Annotated in this window: 13 protein-coding genes; 1 reads left to right on the top strand and 12 read right to left on the bottom strand. The window is 32.8% G+C overall.

What is annotated here, in order from left to right:
• Positions 1–149: 149 nt before the first annotated feature.
• From gap to ACW5YJ_RS07505, 8 genes are all read right to left on the bottom strand, one after another.
• Complete coding sequence (gene gap, locus ACW5YJ_RS07540; RefSeq protein WP_017724711.1) at positions 150–1,175, bottom strand: type I glyceraldehyde-3-phosphate dehydrogenase; 1,026 nt, start codon at positions 1,173–1,175, stop codon at positions 150–152.
• A gap of 284 nt (positions 1,176–1,459) precedes the next feature.
• Positions 1,460–2,080, bottom strand: coding sequence for a dephospho-CoA kinase (coaE, locus tag ACW5YJ_RS07535; protein WP_017724712.1), 621 nt, complete (start codon positions 2,078–2,080; stop codon positions 1,460–1,462).
• A 15-nt stretch (positions 2,081–2,095) separates the two neighbouring features.
• Positions 2,096–2,968, bottom strand: a complete 873-nt coding sequence (gene mutM, locus ACW5YJ_RS07530) for a bifunctional DNA-formamidopyrimidine glycosylase/DNA-(apurinic or apyrimidinic site) lyase (protein ID WP_017724713.1) — start codon at positions 2,966–2,968, stop codon at positions 2,096–2,098.
• A 15-nt stretch (positions 2,969–2,983) separates the two neighbouring features.
• Entirely contained in the window at positions 2,984–5,614 is a 2,631-nt protein-coding gene (polA, locus tag ACW5YJ_RS07525; RefSeq protein ID WP_457338063.1) for a DNA polymerase I, read from the bottom strand.
• A 405-nt stretch (positions 5,615–6,019) separates the two neighbouring features.
• On the bottom strand, positions 6,020–7,708 hold the full coding sequence (gene pnpS, locus ACW5YJ_RS07520) for a two-component system histidine kinase PnpS (protein ID WP_107551861.1): 1,689 nt from the start codon (positions 7,706–7,708) through the stop codon (positions 6,020–6,022).
• Positions 7,708–8,418, bottom strand: a complete 711-nt coding sequence (locus ACW5YJ_RS07515; RefSeq protein WP_017724716.1) for a response regulator transcription factor — start codon at positions 8,416–8,418, stop codon at positions 7,708–7,710. The genes pnpS and ACW5YJ_RS07515 overlap by 1 nt, the downstream gene beginning before the upstream one ends.
• Positions 8,419–8,907: 489 nt before the next feature.
• Entirely contained in the window at positions 8,908–10,173 is a 1,266-nt protein-coding gene (icd, locus tag ACW5YJ_RS07510) for an NADP-dependent isocitrate dehydrogenase (RefSeq protein WP_017724717.1), read from the bottom strand.
• A 113-nt stretch (positions 10,174–10,286) separates the two neighbouring features.
• A complete protein-coding gene (locus tag ACW5YJ_RS07505) occupies positions 10,287–11,405 on the bottom strand; it encodes a citrate synthase (protein ID WP_119603901.1) in 1,119 nt (372 codons plus the stop codon).
• A 353-nt stretch (positions 11,406–11,758) separates the two neighbouring features.
• On the opposite strand from ACW5YJ_RS07505, the gene ACW5YJ_RS07500 reads away from it, so the two are divergent.
• Positions 11,759–13,117, top strand: coding sequence for an amino acid permease (locus ACW5YJ_RS07500; RefSeq protein ID WP_017724719.1), 1,359 nt, complete (start codon positions 11,759–11,761; stop codon positions 13,115–13,117).
• Positions 13,118–13,328: 211 nt separating this feature from the next.
• Here ACW5YJ_RS07500 and pyk read toward each other — a convergent pair whose 3' ends face one another.
• From pyk to accD, 4 genes are all read right to left on the bottom strand, one after another.
• On the bottom strand, positions 13,329–15,089 hold the full coding sequence (gene pyk / locus ACW5YJ_RS07495; protein ID WP_017724720.1) for a pyruvate kinase: 1,761 nt from the start codon (positions 15,087–15,089) through the stop codon (positions 13,329–13,331).
• A 20-nt stretch (positions 15,090–15,109) separates the two neighbouring features.
• A complete protein-coding gene (gene pfkA / locus ACW5YJ_RS07490; RefSeq protein WP_017724721.1) occupies positions 15,110–16,078 on the bottom strand; it encodes a 6-phosphofructokinase in 969 nt (322 codons plus the stop codon).
• Between the two features lie 269 nt (positions 16,079–16,347).
• A complete protein-coding gene (locus tag ACW5YJ_RS07485; protein WP_017724722.1) occupies positions 16,348–17,292 on the bottom strand; it encodes an acetyl-CoA carboxylase carboxyltransferase subunit alpha in 945 nt (314 codons plus the stop codon).
• Positions 17,285–18,151: an acetyl-CoA carboxylase, carboxyltransferase subunit beta gene (gene accD / locus ACW5YJ_RS07480; RefSeq protein ID WP_017724723.1), complete on the bottom strand. Its 867-nt coding sequence runs from the start codon at positions 18,149–18,151 to the stop codon at positions 17,285–17,287. The genes ACW5YJ_RS07485 and accD overlap by 8 nt, the downstream gene beginning before the upstream one ends.
• Positions 18,152–18,158 lie beyond the last annotated feature (7 nt).

Here is an 18,158-nt window from a genome sequence, read left to right as displayed (position 1 = left end):
GCATTTGAATATATCTAGCTTCTTATTCATCGATGTGTTAATAACATTAATAAAACTCCTTTTAAATTAGTATGCTTAAATGCAAACTAACTTAAAAGGAGTTTATAAATTAATACAATCATATTGTTGTTACAGGTATAATTTTAGTTTTAATATGTTACGGCTGCAACATCACTTTTCAATAATTGACCAATTTGAACAGCAACATCCACAACTCTATTTGAATAGCCCCATTCGTTATCGTACCATGCAATTACTTTCACTTTATTATCACCCATAACCATTGTACTCTGTGTATCAATGATAGCTGAATGTGGATTAGTATTGAAATCCATTGATACTAATGGTGCATCTTCAGTTGAAATAACACCTTGTAAATCATTGTCTTTAAATGCTTGATTCACTTGCTCTGCCGTTACATCTGCATCTAAATCTACAACTAAGTCTACTAAAGATACATTTTTTGTTGGTACTCTTAAAGCCATACCATGTAATTTTCCTTCTAATTCAGGTAAGACTTCTTTCAACGCTTTTGCAGCACCTGTAGAAGTTGGGATAATACTTTCATTACACGAACGTGCACGTCTTAAATCTTTGTGAGGGTTGTCGATGTTGTTCTGATCATTAGTAATAGCATGAACAGTAGTCATTAATCCATTTTGAATACCAAATTCATCATTTAAAACTTTAGCGACTGGTCCAATGCAATTTGTTGTGCATGAAGCGTTGCTAAAGATATCGTATTGCTCTATGTCTAATTGATCATTATTTACACCCTTGACGATCATTTGCACATCGCCACCTTTTGATGGTCCTGTTAACAATACTTTTTTAGCACCTGCATTAATATGCGCAATTGCTTTATCTCCATGATTAAATTTACCTGTTGCCTCTATTGCTATATCAACATTCAATTCTTCCCAAGGTAAATTTTCCGGATTTCTATCAGATACCAATTGGATGACATGGTCATTCACTTTAATACCCGCTTCCGTTGGCTCTACTTTTAAATCATAAGCACCATGCGTTGTGTCATAGTTAATTAGGTGAGCAATTGTTTCAGCTGGGTAGCTAGCATTAATTGCTACTACATTCAAATCTTTATTATTGAGCGCAATTCTCAATACCATTCTACCTATTCTACCCATTCCGTTAATCGCAATATTTGTCGTCATTCGAAGCACCCCTCGTCTTAGTGTTATACTTTATGAAAATAGTATAACATAAATTAGATTTTAAGAAAGCGTTTTCTGAAACAAATGTAAAATTTTTTAATTTCAAATAATCTATACTTTTAGTTACACAAATACATACAATTCAATTTCAATTCTCTTCTTTAAAACATCAAATGTAATTTTATTGATTGTTATAGTATACGCTGTTAAATAACTACTTGGTGTTGTTATATATAAAAAATCACCCAATTTCGTAATGAAAACTGGATGATTTTACAATTCTATTATTGTGCTTCTTCAGTACCACTCTCAATGTAACCTTCTTCAAGCAACAAATTTTCTAAGTTTTGTTTAAGTTCTAATTTAGTATCTCTGTTATCTATAACATGATCTGCCATTCTACGTTTTTTATCAATTGATATTTGACTATATACACGTGCTTTCGCTTCTTCCATCGATAAGTCATTGCGTTCCATCAATCGATCTATTTGAATGCTCTCAGAAGTGTACACTAGCCACACTTCATCTACAGTTTCTTGTAAATCATTTTCAAATAACAATGGAATATCCATAATCACATTATAACCTTGCTTAAGATATTCTTCCTTGTCTTTTTCCATTATATCACGAACAATTGGATGAACGATTTCATTTAAAATCAATCTCTTCTCTGGTTGATTAAAAACAACTTCACCAACATAAGATCTATTCATATTCCCATCTTCATCTATTGCTTCATCGCCAAATACCTCTTTGACGCGTGCTAGTCCTTCAGTTCCTTTTTCAACAGCTTGTCGAGATGCAATATCTGCATCTACAACTTTAAATCCATGTGCTGTTAAAAGTTCTGATACTGTAGATTTACCTGATGCGATACCACCAGTTAGTCCTATAACTTTTGGCATATTCTCACTCTTCCTTTATTTTTGGCAAGAAGGACAGAAATGACTGTTTCTAGTTGCAATTACTTGTGTTTCTATGTCATTTCCACAAACCTTACAAACCTTTTGTTTATAAACATTAAGGTGCTGTTGCATCGTCCCAGTACTGCCATCTGCATGACGATAGTCGGAGATGCTTGTTCCACCATATTTTATACCCGATTCTAACACATCTCGAACATAATAAAATAATATGTCGCGCTCTTGATTGTTTAATGATTTTGTTAATCGAGCTGGATGTATGCCCGCTCTAAATAATGCTTCACAAGCGTATATGTTACCGCAACCTGAAATCACTCTATGATCTAAAATCATTTGTTTAATAGGCTTATTTTGATACATCTTCTTATCAAACCAAGCTAAATAATGTCCTTTTGCATCTTCCTCAAAAGGTTCTGGAGCAATTTCTAAAAATGAAGGATACGCCTCAAAATCAGGTACATTCCTAATTTCTCCAAATCGTCTAATATCTGAATAAACTAGCAATTTATCATTATCTAACTTAAATATGACATGCCAATGCTTTCTATAATTTGGCACACTAATATCTTCAATTTTATTAACCACAAAGAATCCACCAGCCATACCTAAATGACTGATGAGTATTCTTTCTTCGTTATCTTTTTCCAGGTGAAACACAATATATTTACTACGACGTTCAATCTCTTTAATCACATATTGTTCTGTGAATTTTTGGAATGTATCTAATGCCATACCTTTAATTATGGTTTCACGTTGACTTGCCTTACCTTCTTTAACTTTCTCTGAAAATATAACAGATTCAATTTTTTGACCGGTAGCAAACGGTTCAATACCTCTTTTTACATGTTCTACTTCTGGGAGTTCAGGCATTTAAGTACCTTCTTTCTATTTTGCCTCATACCATGTAGCGCCATAACTAGACTCTACTTTTAATGGAACATCTAGTTCAAGCGCATTATCCATGATTTCTTCTATAAATTTACTGAATGCTTCCACTTCATTCTTCGGTAATTCAAATATTAATTCATCGTGTACTTGTAATAATAATTTTGCGTGAAAATCTGTATTCTTAATTTCTTTATCAAAGTTAACCATAGCTAATTTAATTATATCAGCAGCACTACCTTGAATTGGCGTATTCATTGCAGTTCTTTCAGCAAAACCACGTAAATTGAAATTTCTACTTGTTATATCCGGAATATATCTACGACGATGTAACAAGGTTTCTACATATCCTTGTGCTTTACAATCTTTGACGATATCCTCCATATATTGTTTTACGCCAGGAAAACTATCTAAATAATCATCAATAAATTGTTTAGCTTGTTTCCGAGTAATTCCTAAACTTTGGCTCAAACCATAATCACTGATACCATAAACAATTCCAAAGTTAACTGCTTTAGCTTGTCTTCGCATCATGCCGTCTACTTCATCAGGCTCTACCCCAAATACTTTCATCGCCGTTGCCGTATGAATATCATCATCATTAATAAATGCTTGTTTCATACTTTCATCTTGGGTGATATGAGCTAACACTCTGAGTTCAATTTGCGAATAATCTGCAGAAAAAATAACATTGTTTTCATCAGTGGATTTAAATGCTTTTCTTATTTTTCTGCCCTCTTCTAAACGGACAGGGATATTTTGTAAATTTGGGTCGATAGACGATAATCTACCTGTTTGTGCTAATGTTTGATTGAATCTTGTGTGGATTCTATTATCACCACTTATAACTTTCTGCAAACCTTCAACATAAGTGGATTGTAACTTTGCAAGTTGTCTGTATTCTAATATATATTCAATGATTGGATGTTGTCCTTGTAATTGTTCGAGCACATCTACTGCAGTAGAATATCCTGTTTTTGTTTTCTTAATTACTGGTAATTCTAATGTTTCAAACAATACGACACCTAATTGCTTTGGAGAGTTAATATTAAATGATTCTCCTGCAGCTTGATATATATTATCAATCAATACATCCAATTTTGTTTGAATTTCTTTTTCCATTTCTTCTAAATCACTAACCGCAGTATAAATTCCCGTTTCTTCCATATCACTTAATATGCGCGCTAATGGTAGTTCTAAATTATTTAATAGATCCGTTTGATTATATTCGGTTAATTGTTCTTGCATAATTGGTTTAACTTGATTAATCGCTTCTATCACTGTTGCAACATAACGATTCAAAACATCGTCTTCAGGTAAATGCCTCTTTTTACCCTTACCATATACCTCAATACTTTGTTGAACATAATGTTGACCGTAATTGCTAACTACAGAGTTTACATCATCAATAGCTCGAGATGGATCTATAATATAACTTGCAAGCATCACATCAAAAATAATATTTTTAATCAATATATCCAACCTGTGCGCAACAACATACGTCTTTTTAGCATCATAAACATTTTTTTCTGTTGTATCATCCTCTAACCAAGCTATAAGTTCAGGATAATCATGAATGGTTGTTGCATCAATAACAACATGATGGTCACCATCAAACAATGCAAACTTCAAAATATCATCTTTCAAATAATTGGAGCCGTCCAATTCAAAATGAACAGTTGCAGAAGTTAAAGATTTAAAATCAATATTTGTAAAGTCAGATTCTACATTCAGTTCTTTTTCCTCAGTCGTAGAATGTGTCCCGTCTACATCTATTTGTTCAAGCAATTGTTTAAATTCTAGTTTTTTGAATAAATCAATTTTAGCTGAAGTATCTGTATTTTCTGGCAGCTTTGTATCTTCGAGTGACACTTCAATAGGACTTGCACAATTAATTGTTGCAAGTTCTTTACTCATCAAGGCATCATCTTTACTATTTTCTAGTTTTTCTTTCAATTTCTTACCTGATACTTCATCCAAATGTTCATAAACATTTTCCACGGTTGAAAATTGTTTTAGTAGCTTGATTGCAGTTTTTTCACCAACTCCAGCTACACCTGGGATATTATCTGATGCATCCCCCATCAAACCTTTCATATCTATGATTTGGTTTGGAACTAAACCATCATATTTTTCCGCAATAAAATCAGGTGTGTAATGATCAACATCTGTCACACCTTTCTTAGTATAATAAATAGTAACATCATCCGTCGCTAATTGTGTTAAGTCGCGATCTCCTGTAACTATAATAGTTTCAAATTGTGCGTCATCAGCCTCTTTACTTAATGTCCCAATAATATCATCTGCTTCATAGTTTTCTAATTCATATCTTTTAATTTGATAAGCGTCCAATAACTGTCTTACATAAGGAAATTGCTCGCTCAACTCGGGTGGCGTTTTTTGACGTCCACCTTTATATTCACTATATTTATCATGTCTAAATGTAGTCTTTCCTGCATCGAACGCAACAAGAAAATGTGTGGGCTGTTCTTCTTTGATTATTTTTTCTAGTAACATTGCAAATCCATACACAGCATTAGTGTGTATACCTGCTTTATTTTGTAATAATGGTAAAGCATAAAAGGCTCTGAAGCTCAGACTGTTACCATCAATTAGAATTAATTTATTCACTATTTTAACCTCCAACACATATTTATTTAACATTTTAGCATAAATTACTAACTTACCTATATCGAAACATTATCATAACTTATTTTATAATCATCATTTTAACTGTAAGCATGTAGTTTCTTGCGATTATCATATATAAGGATTTTAATTCTATTACTAGCATAACACGTTTGTCCTTTTTAAATATACGTTTAAAATTTCGATGTTATGCTAGGTATTACTCTTAAAAAGCATAAAAAACCGACGCCGAATTTAAATTTCAGACGTCGATTTCTAACTCACGTACAATACTTAATTAGTTCAGTACACAAATACGATGGCTTTTTATATGTTTTTTGAATTCAATACATATCATTAAAATCATCCTATTTATAATTCAATCATCATAACTTTTATTTACAACCACTATTTAAAAAAAGTAACTCTGAATGTCGAACCTTTACCAACTTCACTACATACATTAATTCTTCCACCATGCGCTTCCATAATATGTTTAGTAATAGATAAACCAAGCCCAGTACCGCCTGAATCTCTACTTCGTGCTTTATCAACACGATAAAAGCGTTCAAAAATATGTTTTTGATCTTCTTTGCTTATGCCAATACCAAAATCTTGTACTTCCATGATACGCTTCTGTTCATCTTTATAAACACGAATTATTACATCACTATCTTCTTTAGAATAACTAATTGCATTTGATAATAAGTTAAGCGCAACTTGAGACACTTTGTCTTGATTTGCATTAATAACAATATCAGAATCGATTTCATTAATTATAGTAATATTTTTGTCTTCTGCAATTTTTTGCATGTTTTTAATTGTTGTTTCTGCAATATCTGACAAACTCATATACGCTGTTTCTATTTCTGTTTGTTGTTCTACATGTGATAAATCCAATAAATCAAATACTAAAGTCTCTATACGATCGGACTCTTTAGAAATAATTTTTAAAAACTCATTGAGTGTTTGTTCATCGTTTTTAGCACCATCTAATAATGTTTCCGCAAATCCTTTAATTGACGTAATAGGTGTTTTCAATTCATGAGATACATTAGCTACAAATTCACGTCTTAAATTCTCAAGTTTTTTTAGATTTGTTATATCATGTAAAACAATGACCATGCCATAAAGGTTTTTCCTAGTTCTTGATAATATTGGAACGCAGGCTGTATCAAAATATTTCTCATGCACTTGATTTATAGTTAATTTAATTTGATCATAAATAGGTTTCTCAACTTTAAAAGCTTCAGTAATTAACTTTTGTAATTTAACATCTGTAAAGTCAACATAGCTTTTATGTTCAACAGCTTCATCTGGCGTAAACACATGATAAAACGATTTATTTGCTACAACAATTTCACCGTATTTATCAATCATTAAAATCGAACTTGGAATATTTTCAACAGTTGTTTTCAACCTATTTGATTGCAGTTTCTGTTTATGATTTAGTCTTTGCAACCTACGCGCTAGCTCATTAGTAGTTACAAACAGTTCTCTTGTCTCTTTGACATTGCTTTCTGGTACTCTTACATGATAATAGCCTTCAGCCAATAAGTTTGTGGCGTAGGTCACCTCATTGATTGGTCTGATATATGTTCGATTAATGCTTCTAACAACTAAAAATATGATGATTAATACAAATAAACCAATAATCGCTATATATTTCCAAACTTCAATCTGTATTTCTAAAATCTCATTATTTATACCACTAATTAAAACATCTTTATCATTTATAGATGTCTTAAATGTAAATCTATGGTCATCATTTTGCTTATCATAAGTCAATTTAGAAGGAATAGCAGGATTATTTATATCATTATTAATTTGCGTCCCTTGTTTTGTCGAAAACAAGACATCGTTATTTTCTTTAATATACACTGTAAGTTCTTCACTTTTAGCGACATCTCTCATTTCATCTTTTTTATGATCACTATAAAGATTAACAAAATGCTGAGCTTGATGTTCTAAATTGCCTTCTTGACCAGTTGTAATAGTGTTATGGATTACATGTGTAATAATAGTACCCAATATTAAAAAGCTAATAATAACGATGGTACATAATAAAAATAAAAGTCTTTGGTGAAACTTAAGCATTAGACTTTGGGTCTTTCCAATTTATACCCTAATCCACGAACGGTTTTAATGAGTTTCGGTTGTTTAGGGTTTTCTTCTAATTTATCTCTCAAATGACTAATATGTACGTCCACAATTCTAGAATCGCCTGCGAATTCATAATTCCATACTGAATTCAACATATGCTCGCGAGTAATCACTCTGCCCTGTCTTTCAATAAGATATAATAATAATTCAAACTCTTTTGGAGTCAATTCTAGCAATTCATCTTCTCTGTACACTTCGAAATATTCTGGTCTAATTCTTATTGAGCCAATTAATATATCGTCTTCATCATTTTCAACTGGTACTGCTTCATTGACTATGGCTGATCTTCTTAATATCGCCTTTACTCTTGCTACCACTTCTCTTGGTGAAAATGGCTTAGTCATGTAATCGTCTGCTCCTAACTCAAGTCCTAAAACACGATCAAATTCATCATCTTTGGCAGTTAACATCAAAATAGGTACTAAATTTTTATCAGAACGAATTGTTTTACAAACTTCTATACCATCTTTTTGGGGAAGCATAACATCTAACACAATCAATTCAGGATTTGTAGAGTTAACTTTTTCTAATGCATCCTCTCCATCATAAGCCACTTCTACTATGTATCCGGCTTGCTCTAAATTATATTTTAATAAGGTTACGATTGATTGTTCATCATCTACTACAAGTACTTTTTGTGACATAGTATACCTCCATAATTGTGTTTACAAATTAATTATAACTTATATTTTAATAAAAATAACATAGTTTAAAATTTTTTAACATAAACTTTACAATGCGTTTGTTACTAAACTATGCCAATATACACGCGATTTTTGCAACGTTAGCCTATGCAAAGAATCAAACAAATCCGCTTGAATTATTACACCATACTAATTACCCGTTATTAATAAAATCTTAACATTTAATTAATAATATGAACACTTATTACATGATAGTCAAGCGAGCCTCAACTAACATCATGAAAAAATTACACTTTTACAATAAATCAAAGATTTTATTTTTACTCGCTCTAGTTCTTTTATCCCTATAAATTTAAATATAAAAGAATTAAAAATTTTCATTTGTTATATATGGGCTAACTAGAAAAAGAAAAGCCCGAGACACCTAATCATGCCCCAGACTTATCTGTTGATTTTAATTCAAGGTAAATTACCTTTGATTATATATAATTATAGGTTTTTAATTAATTCGTCTGCGAAGTTAGAAGTAGAAACTTCTGTTGCACCATCCATTAAACGTGCAAAGTCATAAGTTACAACTTTAGAAGCAATCGTTTTTTCGATTGAACTTGTAATTTTATCAGCAGCTTCTTGCCATCCAAGATGCTCTAACATTAATACAGCACTTAATAATTCAGATGATGGGTTCACTTTATTTAATCCGGCGTATTTAGGTGCAGTACCATGTGTAGCTTCGAAAATGGCATGTCCAGTTTCATAGTTGATATTGGCACCAGGAGCAATACCAATACCCCCGACTTGTGCAGCTAATGCATCTGATACATAATCACCATTTAAGTTCATAGTAGCTACTACATCGTGATCAGCTGGACGTGTTAAAATTTGTTGTAAGAAAATATCAGCAATTGAATCTTTAACGATAATTTTTCCTTCTTGTTCAGCTTTATCTTGCGCAGCATTTGCAGCGTCTTTACCTTCTTTTTCAACAATTTCATCATATTGTTGCCATGTAAATACTTTATCTCCAAATTCATTATGTGCTAAATCATAACCCCATTGTTTGAAAGCACCTTCAGTAAATTTCATAATATTACCTTTATGTACTAAAGTTAATGATTTACGATTATTATCTATAGCATATTGGATAGAAGCACGAACTAAACGCTCAGTACCTTCTTTAGAAACTGGTTTTACACCAATACCTGATGTTTCAGGGAATCTAATGTTTTTAGCGCCCATTTCGTCTTGTAAGAAGTCAATTAATTTTTTCGCTTCTGGCGTACCTTCTTTAAATTCAATACCAGCGTAGATATCTTCAGTGTTTTCACGGAAAATTACCATGTCTGTATCTTCAGGACGTTTTACAGGTGAAGGTACCCCTTGGAACCAACGTACTGGACGTAAACATGTGAATAAATCTAACTCTTGACGTAATGCAACATTTAGTGAACGAATACCCCCACCAATTGGAGTAGTTAAAGGGCCTTTAATAGCAATTAAATATTCTTCAATTGTTTCGAGTGTTTCTTTAGGTAACCATTCGCCAGTTTCGTCATAAGCTTTTTGACCAGCTAACACTTCTTTCCATTCGATTTTTTTTTCGCCGTTATAAGCTTGTTCAACTGCAGCGTCAATTACGCGACTTGCTGCATTCCAGATATCAGGACCGATACCGTCACCGATTATAAATGGAATTACTGGATTATTTGGTACTGTTAAACCTTCATTTGTTTTAACTACTTTTTCTCCTGCCATGTGAAAAAACCTCCGTCATTTTGAGTTCTATTTTAGTTGTACTAACCACTATCATACATGAATTAATACTATTTTCAATTTTCATAAATTGTATTATTCATTTAATAATTTAATTATCTTTCTTCGATTGGCTCATATTTTCTATTTGTTTCACCAATGTACTGAGCTCTTGGGCGCATGATTCTGTTATCTCTATATTGTTCTAAGATATGTGCAATCCAACCAGAAGTTCTACTCACCGCAAAGATTGGAGTGAACAAGTCATGCTCAATATTCATACTATGATATACAGTAGCACTAAAGAAATCGACATTTGCAATCAAACCTTTTTCAGCTTTCATTTTATCTGCTATTTTCACTGAAATATCAAATAATTGACTTTGTCCTGTTTCAGAAGTGATTTTTCTACTCATTTCTTTTAAGTATTTAGCTCTTGGATCGCCATCTTTATATACACGGTGTCCAAAACCCATAATTTTTTCTTTGTTTTTAATTTTATTATCAATATATTCATCGACTTCATCAATAGATTTCACTTCAGATAACATGCTCATTACACGTTCATTTGCACCGCCATGAAGTGGTCCTTTTAATGAACCAACAGCAGCTACAATTCCTGAATACATATCAGATAATGATGATACTGCACATCTAGCTGTAAATGTTGATGCATTTAATTCATGATCTGCATGTAATACAAGTGCTTTATTAAATGCTTCAATTTCAATTTCAGAAGGTAGTTCCCCTCTTAACATGTACAAGAAGTTACCCGCATAGTTTAAATCACTACTTGGTTTAACAATTTCTTTTCCTTCCCTAACACGCGCATAAGCTGTAACTAATGAAGCAATTTTGGCTTGAATACGTATAGCACGCTCCAGTGTTTGACTTTCGTCTTCATCTTCAGCATGCTCGTCAAAATGAGCAATATATGAAACTGAAGTTCTTAAAGCTGTCATTGGGTGAACATTGCCTGTTGCGTATTCTTTAAAGTGGTTATACACTCTAGGATTTAAAGTCATATATTCAAAAAGCTTTTGTTTTAAGTCTTTTAATTCATCCTCATTTGGCAATCGATAATGCCATAATAAAAAGATGATTTCTTCAAATTCAGCATTCTGTGCTAAGTCATCAATATCATAACCAGCATAAGTTAATTGGCTATCGATAATAGAACTTACTTTTGTTTCAGATGCAATTACCCCTTCTAAACCTTTCTGTAACTCTGCCATATATAAATTCCCCTTTTCTATTTCATTATGAAATGGCTTTCACAACTCATTATATCCAATCTTTACTCTTTTGTGAATATTTTGAGTATATTTTCTTATCAAACCAATATGAAATACTTATTTATTTATATGCCCTTTAACACACTTCTATCACTTACATTGTTATAAGTTCATTTTAATATGGAAACTGTCTCACTTCAATTTTTATAGCATTTTAATTGGTTATCATGATTAATAACAAATAATTAATGTATTATTATACTAAACGCCATAGACTCTATTTAAAAAAATAGTTGTTTTATTTTATATTGCATAGCATAATAATAATTAACTAAATAAAGGAGTATAATTTTATGGCTAATCATGAATTACAAAGAGAACTAAGTAATCGTCACATCCAGCTAATTGCAATCGGGGGAGCAATTGGTACAGGACTATTTTTAGGAGCAGGTCAAACTATTGCGTTAACTGGCCCCTCTATTTTACTTACATATATCATAATTGGTTTTATGCTTTTTATGTTTATGCGTGGACTGGGAGAAATATTAGTAACAAATACGAATTTCAAATCATTTGCAGATGTCACTAATCACTATATTGGCCCATTTGCAGGTTTTGTAACAGGTTGGACTTATTGGTTCTGTTGGATCATTACAGGTATGGCAGAAGTAACTGCTGTTGCAAAGTATGTTAGTTTTTGGTTTCCAAACATACCAAATTGGATAAGTGCATTATTTTGTGTACTTGTATTAATGTCACTAAATTTATTAAGCGCTAAACTATTTGGTGAGTTAGAGTTTTGGTTTGCACTTATTAAAATATTTACTATTATTGCTTTAATTGTAGTTGGGGCAATAATGATTATTATGGCTTATGACACACAATTTGGCCATGCATCATTATCCAACCTATATAACAATGGAATATTTCCTAAAGGTATAAGCGGTTTCGTAATGTCTTTCCAAATGGCATTATTCTCGTTTGTAGGTATTGAACTTATAGGAGTCACAGCTGGAGAAACGAAAGATCCATCAAAGACCTTACCTAAAGCTGTTAACAGTGTGCCTATTCGTATCTTAGTATTCTATGTAGGTGCGTTAGCTGTTATCATGTCCATCATTCCATGGAATCAAATTAATCCTGAAGAAAGCCCATTTGTGAGACTGTTTGCACTGATTGGTATACCTTTTGCAGCAGGAATCATAAACTTTGTGGTATTAACAGCTGCGGCTTCTTCTTGTAATAGTGGTATATTCTCAAATAGTCGTATGTTGTTTGGGCTTTCAACACAAAAACAAGCGCCGCCTTACTTTGAGAAGACAAATAAAAATGGCGTACCACATATTGCAATATTTGTGTCGTGTGCGTTGCTTATGATTGCAGCACTGTTAAACTATATTATTCCAAATGCAACACTTGTTTTCACCTACATTACCACAGTTTCAACTGTATTATTTATTGTTGTTTGGGGCTTAATCACTGTAGCTTATATTAATTATCACCGTAGAAATCCTGAACTACATAAAAAAGCAACGTTTAAATTGCCTGGTGGAAAATATATGGGGTATGCTATTTTAACTTTCTTCTTATTAGTTTTTTGTTTATTATTTGTAAACACTGATACAAGAATAGCAGTATTTTTAACACCTATATGGTTTATCTTATTAACTCTAATGTATCTAAGATATAAACAGGTGTCTCGTAAGCAATAGTAATCAATAAACAGTAATAACAGATAAAAACTGGGACATCAATTGATGTCCCAGTTTTTATTATTAATAGAATTTATCGTTTAATATAAATCTCTACAAAAAAGACGAAATCATTTTTAAATGACTTCGTCTTTTTACTTTATACTTAGACAAATGTGTCCATAATTATTATAAGGTTTAAACTAAACTGCTAATTGAAAACTTGTTTAGATTATAGTACGTTTGCATAACCTTCGAAGATTTTCCCTTGATTAGCATCTACAGTAATTAAAACGTCATTTTGGATATTTGAAGTAGCATTTTCAACACCAACTATTGTAGGAATTCCTTTTTCTAAACCAATAATCGCGCTTGGTGATGTAATACCATTTTCTTCTGTAATAAGACCGATTGCTTTCTCAATATAAGGTACAAGTGTTTCATCTACAGAAGTTGTAACGATAATTGATTCTGATAAGTCTTTACCTTCTAATTCACTAGCATCATTCACAACTAAAGTTTGTCCGACAACTGAGTTTCTTCCAACGCCTTGACCTTTAGCAAGTTCGTCCCCTACAAGGTGTAATTTCATCATGTTTGTAGTACCTTTTTCACCTGTTGGTACACCTGCAGTGATAATAATTAAATCACCATTTTGAACTCTTTCAGTTTCAACTGCAGTTGCTACCGCATTATTTAATAATGCATCTGTAGTCTTACGTCCTTCTTTAACTACTGGGTGGATACCCCATACTAAAGCACATTGACGTGCCGTTTCTGCACTAGGTGTCACAGCAATAATATCTGATTGAGGACGGTATTTAGAAATTGTACGTGCAGTTGAACCACTTTCTGTAGCAGCAACAATTGCTTTAACGCTTAAGTTTAAAGCAGTATGGGCAACTGATACACCAATTGCATTAACTAATGAAGTTTCAACTAATTTAGTGCGGTCAGATAATAGTTTTTTATAATCTTGAGCAGCCTCTGCTGAAACTGCGATATTACGCATAGTTTTAACAGCTTCTTCAGGGTATTGTCCTGCAGCTGTTTCACCAGAAAGCATAACAGCATCTGTACCATCATAAATTGCGTTAGCAACGTCACTAGCTTCCGCACGTGTCGCACGTGGATTACGTTGCATAGAATCTAACATTTGCGTTGCTGTAATTACAGGTTTACCTAATTTATTACATTGTCTAATTAAATCTTTTTGGACCATTGGCACTGATTCAGGTGGGATTTCAACACCCATATCGCCGCGGGCAACCATTAAACCATCAGAAACTTCAAGAATTTCTTTGATATTATCAATACCTTCTTGGTTTTCAATTTTAGGAATAATACTTATATTTGTATTTTTTTGTGCTTCCAATAATTTACGAATATCTAATACGTCGCTTGGACGACGTACGAAACTTGCAGCGATAAAATCTACGCCTTCACTGATACCAAATTTAATATCTTCAGCATCTTTATCAGTGATACCTGGTAAACTAACTTTTACTCCTGGTAAGTTAACACCTTTTTTATTTTTTAATTCTCCTGTGTTTAAAACATCACAAAGAACTTCGCCATTAGCTTTATCAATTGATTTAACTTGTAATTCAATTAAACCATCATCTAAAAGGATATAAGAACCTTCGTCTACGTCATTGATAAGGTTATCATAAGTTACTGAGAATTTGTCTGAAGTACCTTCTACTTCAGTCATACTAACGATTACTTCACTACCCTTTTCAAGTTCAATCACACCATTTTGCATGTTGTGTGTACGGATTTCAGGACCTTTCGTATCTAGTAAAATTCCAACTGTTTTCCCTAATCTCTTAGAAACTTCGCGAATAGTATCGATTCTCGCTTTATGTTCTGCATGGTCACCATGAGAGAAGTTTAAACGCGCCACATTCATTCCAGCTTTAATTAATTTCTCAAGCATTTCTTCTGATTCAGACGCAGGTCCAATTGTACAAACAATTTTAGTTTTTCTCATTATTATTTCCTCCCAGTATTTTATATAGATAATTCGTTCGTTAATTCAAAAGTTTCAAAATCAAATTCATGTTCATTTGATCTAAATATTTCTTCAAATGACGTGTCAGTAAGTTCATTATTCCTAATCCCAACGCCAATCGCAGTTTTACCTTCTAACAACAAGTCCACTGCATGGCCGCCAAGACGTGAAGCTAGAACCCTATCTGCACCACTTGGGCTACCACCACGTTGGATGTGTCCAAGCACAGAAACACGTGCGTCAACATTAATATATTTAGTCAGTTCTTGAGCACAAACTTCACCTGACATACAACCTTCAGCGACCATAACTATTGAATGTTTTTTGCCTCGTTTAATACCATTATCAATCTTTTCAGCTACATCTTTCATATCTGTCTCAACTTCAGGAACAATGATTGTTTCTGCACCGACTGAAAGACCAGCCCAAAGTGCTAAATCACCACAATCACGGCCCATGACTTCAATGATAAACGTTCTTGCATGGCTTGATGCTGTATCACGAATCTTATCAACACAATCAATTATAGTATTTAATGCTGTATCAAATCCAATTGTAAAGTCTGAACCATTGATATCATTATCAATCGTTCCTGGAACACCTATCGTTTGGATTTCTTCACATTCTTCACTTATACGTTGTGCACCTCTATAGCTACCGTCACCACCAATAACTACAAGTCCTTCGATGCCTCTTTTACGTAAATTCTCAATACCTTTTTTACGAACTTCTGCTTCTTTAAATTCAGGACATCTTGCTGAATATAAAAAAGTCCCGCCTCGTTGAATTGTGTCTCCCACTGAACCGAGTTCAAGTTTCTCAATATCATCGTTTAACAAACCTTGATAGCCTTGGTAAACACCATAAACTTCAATGTTATTGTAAATCGCTTTTCTAACTACAGCTCTTACTGCTGCATTCATGCCTGGAGAATCTCCACCACTTGTCAACACTGCAATTTTTTTCATGACGACATACCTTTCTAACATGTATTTCTTATTCTAAAAATACCATAAAATTTAGCCTGGTGCCATTAAAATAAGGCTTTGTGACTAATGTAAACGTTTTTAATCCAACGAATCTTTTAGAAAGCGTTTCCTTTAATTTAATTATAAATAGAACTTTAGACCTTTTATTTAATACCTTTTATTTAAAATAATTAAACAAATTAAATAGTTTTTATTTAAAAAAACAAAAAGAAGCCCTAGGTTATTAGAACTTCCTTTTGTTTACTATTTTATTCTTTATAAGAACCTATCATTCTAAATTTTTGATAGCGATCTTCGACAAGCTGTTCTTTACTGAACGAATTTAATTCTTTTAAATGTGCCTCAAAAGTACGTTTAATATTTTGAGCTTGTGTTTCAACATCTTGATGAGCTCCACCTAAAGGCTCTTTTACTACTTCGTCTGCAATCTTTAATTCATGTAAATCTTCTGCAGTAATTTTCATCGTTTCTGCTGCTATTTTTGCGAGGTTACTATCTTTCCATAATAATGCTGATGCACCTTCTGGCGAGATGACTGAATATGTACTATTTTCAAGCATTAATATTCGATTTGTAATGCCTAATCCTAGAGCACCACCACTACCACCTTCACCAATAACAATTGAAATAACAGGTACAGTTAATGCAGCCATTTCCACTAAATTTCGTGCAATAGATTCACTTTGACCACGCTCTTCTGCAGCTTTACCTGGATAAGCACCCTTTGTATCGATAAAAGTAATAATCGGTCTATTAAACTTTTCAGCTTGTTTCATTAATCTCAACGCTTTGCGATAACCTTCTGGATGCGCCATACCAAAATTACGATAAATATTATCCTTTGTATCTTTACCACGTTGTTGTCCTACAACAGTAACTGGTTGACCATTTAAATAACCTATACCGCCAATCATTGCTGGATCATCTCTATAATTTCTATCTCCATGCAATTCAATAAATGAATCAAAGATATGTGGAATATAGTCCAATGATGTTGGACGCTCTTGTAAGCGTGCTAATTGCACACGATCCCATGGTTTAAGATTAGTATATACTTTTTCAGTTTCTCTATCTAGAGATGCTTCAAGCATTTCTATTTCCTCTTGGAGATCCACATCATTTTTTTCTTGAGATTCCTTTAAGGATTCGATTTTATTTTTTATTTCAAAAAGTGGCTTTTCAAAATCAAGCATTTATTTTCACCTCTTGATGCATTTTTAGAATATTAGAGAGTGTCGTTCTCATTTCTTTTCTATGTACAACTTTATCTAATTGTCCATGCTCTAATAAAAACTCTGATGTTTGGAAATCATCAGGTAATTTTTCATTGATAGTTTGTTCAATGACACGTCTACCCGCAAAGCCTATCAATGCTTTAGGTTCACTAATATTGATATCACCAACAGATGCGAAACTTGCAGAGACTCCACCTGTTGTTGGATTTGTTATATAAGAAATATATAACAATCCAGCGTCAGCATGTCTCTTTAATGATACACTTGTTTTACCCATTTGCATTAACGAAATAATGCCCTCTTGCATTCTTGCGCCACCGCTTGCTGAGAACAAAATGAATGGCAAGCGATTTTCGATGCAGTGTTCAATAATTCTGCAAATCTTCTCACCTAATACTGATCCCATACTGCCCATTCTGAACCGAGCATCCATTACAGCGACGCCATATGTAATGCCATCCAACTGTGCTGTTCCTGTAACGACAGCTTCATTCAAACCAGTTTTTTGCTGATCTTTATGAATTTTTTCTTCATAACTCGGAAAATCTAATGGATTAGCTGAGGTCATTCCTCTATCAAACTCAGTAAACGTACCTTCATCTGAAATAGCCTCAATGCGTTTATGTGCCGTTAAAGCAATATGATGATCGCAATTAAAACAAACATTTAAGTTTTCTGCTAATTCTTTTGTATACATAATTTTTTTACATTTAGGACATTTTGTCATAATCCCTGCTGGTACATCACTTTGTTTCGAATCAGATACAGTTACGTACTTTTTCTTTTTACTACTTCTATTGAAAAAATCTTTAAACATTGTAAAC

The organism is Staphylococcus sp. mip270_02 (genome assembly GCF_054031535.1).
The sequence above is the reverse complement of the archived record's forward strand: the minus strand, read 5'-3'. Positions and strand labels throughout refer to the sequence as shown.